This window comes from Sodaliphilus sp. (genome assembly GCF_045598405.1).
Classification (GTDB): domain Bacteria; phylum Bacteroidota; class Bacteroidia; order Bacteroidales; family Muribaculaceae; genus Sodaliphilus; species Sodaliphilus limicaballi.
In genome coordinates, this window is sequence record NZ_JAZLLZ010000188.1 from 1 (window position 1) to 4854 (window position 4854).

The 4854-nt window shown below is 55.2% G+C and carries 5 protein-coding genes; all 5 read left to right on the forward strand.

Features of this window, described 5'->3' with window-relative positions:
* Nucleotides 1-265 precede the first annotated feature (265 nt).
* The 5 genes from pdxA (at nucleotide 266) to ACKI3C_RS12360 (ending at nucleotide 4802) form a co-directional block, all read left to right on the forward strand.
* Nucleotides 266-1363: a 4-hydroxythreonine-4-phosphate dehydrogenase PdxA gene (gene pdxA, locus ACKI3C_RS12340; protein WP_407405502.1), complete on the forward strand. Its 1098-nt coding sequence runs from the start codon at nucleotides 266-268 to the stop codon at nucleotides 1361-1363.
* Nucleotides 1364-1446: 83 nt separating this feature from the next.
* Nucleotides 1447-2151 carry a sugar phosphate nucleotidyltransferase gene (locus tag ACKI3C_RS12345; RefSeq protein ID WP_407405504.1) on the forward strand — a complete coding sequence of 235 codons (705 nt, stop codon included), beginning with the start codon at nucleotides 1447-1449 and terminating at the stop codon, nucleotides 2149-2151.
* A gap of 118 nt (nucleotides 2152-2269) precedes the next feature.
* Nucleotides 2270-3145 (forward strand): hypothetical protein, encoded by an 876-nt coding sequence (locus ACKI3C_RS12350; RefSeq protein ID WP_407405506.1) that lies wholly within the window; start codon nucleotides 2270-2272, stop codon nucleotides 3143-3145.
* Nucleotides 3142-4092, forward strand: a complete 951-nt coding sequence (locus tag ACKI3C_RS12355; RefSeq protein ID WP_407405508.1) for a CDP-alcohol phosphatidyltransferase family protein — start codon at nucleotides 3142-3144, stop codon at nucleotides 4090-4092. The genes ACKI3C_RS12350 and ACKI3C_RS12355 overlap by 4 nt, the downstream gene beginning before the upstream one ends.
* The gene (locus ACKI3C_RS12360; RefSeq protein ID WP_407405510.1) at nucleotides 4089-4802 is read left to right on the forward strand and encodes an HAD family hydrolase; all 714 of its coding nucleotides are present in this window, start codon (nucleotides 4089-4091) and stop codon (nucleotides 4800-4802) included. Before ACKI3C_RS12355 ends, ACKI3C_RS12360 begins: the two co-directional genes overlap by 4 nt.
* The last annotated feature ends 52 nt before the right edge of the window (nucleotides 4803-4854 follow it).

Consider the following 4854-nt stretch of genomic DNA (forward strand, 5'->3'; position numbering starts at 1 on the left):
TTCTTGTTTTTGTTTTTAGTCCCTTACTACCGAAAAACAAACACTGATTTTCAACTACTTATCTTTTTGTTCTATAGAAGGCACAGAGGTCACAGCACAGATTAAGCCAGATTTTCCCACTGATTTGATGCGGTTGCCCTGGCAAGACATAGCTAAATTTTGAAATGTGGGATTTTTTTCGTAATTTAGCAAATTATTTGGTATAGTGCGTGGTGTGTCCTTGCGGATGCACGCGTGCGATATATAACTAAAACTCTGATTATAAATGACAAATAACAGAAAAATACGCGTTGGCATTACCCAAGGGGACACCAACGGAATAGGCTACGAAGTGATTCTCAAGACACTCTCGGTGCCTGAATTTTGCGAATTATGCACTCCGGTTATCTACGGTTCGAGCAAGGTGATGACCTTTCACCGCAAGGCTCTCGAAATGCCCTCGCTGCAAGTGAACACCGTGCGCGGCGGGCAGATCAAGGACGGGGCCGTAAACCTGATTGAGGTGTGCGGCAACGAGGACATCAAGGTGGAACTGGGTCAGCCCGACAAGCAGGCAGGACACGCAGCATTCCTCTCGCTTGAGGCAGCTGTGGCCGACCTCAATGCCGGCAACATCGATGTGCTCGTCACTGCTCCCATCAGCAAGGACAACATCCAGAGCGAGTCATTCAACTTCACCGGCCACACCGAGTATCTCGAGGCTTGCATGGGCGACGGCAACAAGGCTCTCATGGTGCTGTGCAACGAGAATCTGCGCGTGGCTCTGGTCACCACTCACCTGCCCATCTCGCAGGTGCCCGCTGCTATCACCGCCGATGCCATCAAGGAGAAAGTGCACATCTTCAACAAGTCACTCCAGCGCGACTTTGGCATCGTGAAGCCCCGCATTGCAGTGCTTGCGCTCAATCCCCACTCGGGCGAGAACGGCCTGCTGGGCAACGAGGAAAAAACTGTGATCGCGCCCACACTGCAAGAGCTCTATGACAAGGACAAGGTGCTGTGCTTCGGCCCCTACGCTGCCGACGGGTTCTTCGGCAACGAGACCTACCGCAAGTTTGACGGCGTGCTGGCGATGTATCACGACCAGGGACTCGCTGCTTTCAAGACACTTGCCATGGACAACGGCGTGAACTTCACCGCCGGACTGCCCCAGGTGCGCACCAGCCCCGACCACGGCACTGGCTACGACATCGCAGGCAAGAACCTCGCTAGCGAGAACTCTTTCCGCCAGGCCATCTATGCAGCCATCGACATCTACCGCAACCGCTTGCGCTGGGACGAGGGACACGCCCACCCGCTGCGCAAGCAGTACTTCGAGCGAGGCAAGGACAACGTGGTGCTCGACCTCACCAAGGACGAGTGAAGCTTTTTACGATAACGATAGACGATAACGATAACTTCTAGAAAATCTAGAAAGTCCAGAATCTCTATAAAACACAAAACACTATGCATTACGCAATTATAGCAGCCGGCGAGGGTTCTCGCCTCGCCCAGGAGGGCGTGAGCAAGCCCAAGCCTCTCGTTGAGCTCAACGGCGAGCCCATGGTGTTGCGACTCATGCACATCTTTGAGCGTTGCAATGCCGAGAGCATCAGCATCATCATCAATGAGCACATGACCGAGGTGCGCGAGTTTGTCGAGAGCCTCAATTTGAGCGTTCCCCTCAACGTGGTGGTGAAGACCACACCCAGCTCCATGCACAGCTTCTGGGAGTTGAGCAAGGTGATTCCCGAGGGCAAGTTCTGCCTCACCACAGTCGATACCATCTTCCGCGAGCCCGACTTCGCCCGCTACATACAGGCCTTTGAGGCCGACGGCGAGCACGATGGCATGTGGGCGGTGACACCCTTCATCGAGGACGAGAAACCTCTCTATGTAGATGTAGATAACGACCTCGACATGAACATCACCGCATTCCGCGACCAGCCATGGGACGGGGCAAAATATGTGTCGGGAGGTATCTACGCTATGGACAGCAAGGCATTCAAAGTGCTGGACCATTGCATAGAGAGCAACATCTCACGCATGCGCAACTTCCAGCGCGCGCTCGTCGATGCTGGTCACAGACTGCAAGCGTTCTCCATCGACAAAATCATCGACGTGGACCACGCCAGCGACATCGAAGTAGCACAAAAATTTATTTCAGAATAAATAACCCGATGCGTTAGCCCCGTTTTCGTAGCGAGCAACGCGAGCGTTTCGTAGCAAGCGAATGCGACGCGTTTCGTAGCGAGCCTCCAGGCGAGCGTTTCGTTAAAAATTACCAATTATGGCAGAGATTACTATAGCAGGCATTTTGCGTGCCGGTGCTTATTCGCCCAACCACATAGGCAACGACACCGCAATATTCAACGCCGTTGCCGACCAACTGCGCAAGCGCGGTTGCCTCGTGAACATCTACAGCGAGGACCAGTTCAACAAGAACGGAGTCAAGGAGGAAATCATCCTCAACATGTGCCGCGAGCGCGAGTCCATCGCACAACTCCAGAGGCTCGAGGACGAGGGCAGGCTGGTCATCAACTCGGGCTACGGCATCGAGAACTGCACCCGAGAGCGCATGACACGCATCCTCCAGGGCAACAACATCCCCTACCCCGAAAGCCTCATCGTGAACACCAACGAGAACGTGAAGCCTCTCATCAACAAGGCTGGTTTCCAGAGCTGCTGGATCAAGCGCGGCGACTTCCACGCAATGCACAAGGAGGACGTCTCCTACTGCCGACACGCCGACGAGGCACAGGAGGTGCTGCAAGAATACTTCTACCGCGGCATCACACGCGCCGTGATCAACGTGCACCTGGTGGGAGACCTCATCAAGTTCTACGGCATCAAGGGATCGCCTTTCTTCTACTGGTTCTACCCCTTCGACGAGGGACACAGCAAGTATGGACTGGAGCAAATCAACGGACGCTCGCAAGGTCTCCCGTTCGATGAGGAGCACCTCAAGGACATCTGCAACCGCGCCGCCGAGGAACTCAACACCGTCGTCTATGGCGGCGATTGCATCGTGGGAGCCGACGGCGAAGTGCGCATCATCGACTTCAACGACTGGCCCAGCTTTGCGCCCTGCCGCGACGAGGCTGCGCCTCACATCGCCAAGGCGGTGCTATCCATCATCAAGGAATCAAGGAAAAATAAGAAATGAATTTCAAGGAATTAAAACAGCAATACAAGGCTTCGCTCAAGTCGATGGACACCGAGGAACACATCGACCTGGCGTTCTACCGCCCCATGGGATTTGCATGGGCCATCCTGTTTGCCAAGCTGGGCGTCACGCCCAACTGGGTGACCATCGCCTCTATCTTCCTGGGCGTGGGCGGAGGCATACTTCTGTACTTTGGAGCCGACCCCTACATCTGGCTCAACTACGTGGGCATACTGCTCATCATCTGGGCCAACACCTACGACAGCGCCGACGGCCAGCTGGCACGACTCACCAAGCAGTATTCTCGCATAGGACGAATACTCGACGGCGTGAGCGGCGACTTCTGGTTTGTTGCCATCTACATCGCCATCGTGATGCGTGAAATCCACTTCGGCGACAATCTGCTGGGCGACTACTTCGGCAGCCACAAGTGGCTCATCTGGGTCATTGCCGTTGCTGCCGGCGTCTGCCACGCCAAGCAGGCTGCCATGGCCGACTATTACCGACAGTTCCACCTCTTCTTCCTCAAGGGAGAGGAAGGCAGCGAGCTCGACAGCACCGACCAGCTCACCCTGGAGTATAACGCCGTGCCGTGGAAAGGCAACTTCTGGAAAAAAATCACCATGTTCTTCTACCGCAACTACACCTCTAATCAAGAGGTGATGACCCGCAACATGCAGGCACTGCGACAAGCCCTCAAAAATCGCTACGGCAAAGCAATTCCGCAAGAGTTCCGCCAGTCGTTCCGACTCAAGAGCCTGCCCTTGATGAAATATACTAACATGCTGTCGTTCAACACACGCATCATCGCCATGTTCCTATCGGTCATCTTCAAGATGCCGTGGCTCTACTTCGCCTTTGAACTCGTGGTGCTCAACGCCATGATGGTTTACATGGTGCTGCGACACGAACACATCTGCAAGAAATCAATCAACGAAATCTCATGAACAAGATAACCGACATCACTGGTGTCATCTTTGACTACGGCGGCACCATCGACAGCCGAGGCGTGCACTGGAGCGAAGTCCTGTGGGCAGGATTCCAGCACATGCAAGTGCCCGTCACCAAGGAACAGTTTCGCGAGTGCTACGTCCACGCCGAGCGCGAGCTCGCACGCGTGCGCCACATCCTCCCCAACGACAACTTCCTCGACCTGCTGCGCAAGAAGGTCAACATTGAGCTTGACTACCTTGTCAATAACGGGCTCATCGCCGACAGCAGCGAGGTAGTGAGCGAGGGAATTGCCCTATACTGCTACAACGCAGCACGCGAGTGCGTCGAGGAGGCGCGCCCCGTGCTCCAAGCGTTGAGCGAGCGATATCCCATGATGCTCGTGAGCAACTTCTACGGCAACGTTGACAGCGTGCTGCGCGACTTCGACCTGCGCCGCTATTTCAAGGGCGTGATCGAGAGCGCCGTGGTGGGCGTGCGCAAGCCCAACCCCACACTGTTCCGCCTGGGGGTGGATGCCCTGGAAATGGACGCCAGCAAGGTGCTCGTGATAGGCGACTCGCTGCGCAAAGACATCGAGCCCGCCGAGAGCCTAGGATGCAAAGTATTGTGGATCAAAGGCAAAGGTTGGACCCCCGACGAAGACGCCCAGACCCACCCCTGCACCATCACCAGCATCCTCCAAGTCCCCCCCCTAACACTCTAAAACGTAAAATCCCCTCGGGGATTTTTTTGCCTCTCGGGGAACTCGCAGAACT

Excerpts from the sequence above, each read along its gene's own strand:
- pdxA (WP_407405502.1), top strand. The coding sequence starts at position 266 with ATGACAAATAACAGAAAAATACGCGTTGGCATTACCCAAGGGGACACC.
- ACKI3C_RS12345 (WP_407405504.1), top strand. The coding sequence starts at position 1,447 with ATGCATTACGCAATTATAGCAGCCGGCGAGGGTTCTCGCCTCGCCCAG.
- ACKI3C_RS12350 (WP_407405506.1), top strand. The coding sequence starts at position 2,270 with ATGGCAGAGATTACTATAGCAGGCATTTTGCGTGCCGGTGCTTATTCG.
- ACKI3C_RS12355 (WP_407405508.1), top strand. The coding sequence starts at position 3,142 with ATGAATTTCAAGGAATTAAAACAGCAATACAAGGCTTCGCTCAAGTCG.
- ACKI3C_RS12360 (WP_407405510.1), top strand. The coding sequence starts at position 4,089 with ATGAACAAGATAACCGACATCACTGGTGTCATCTTTGACTACGGCGGC.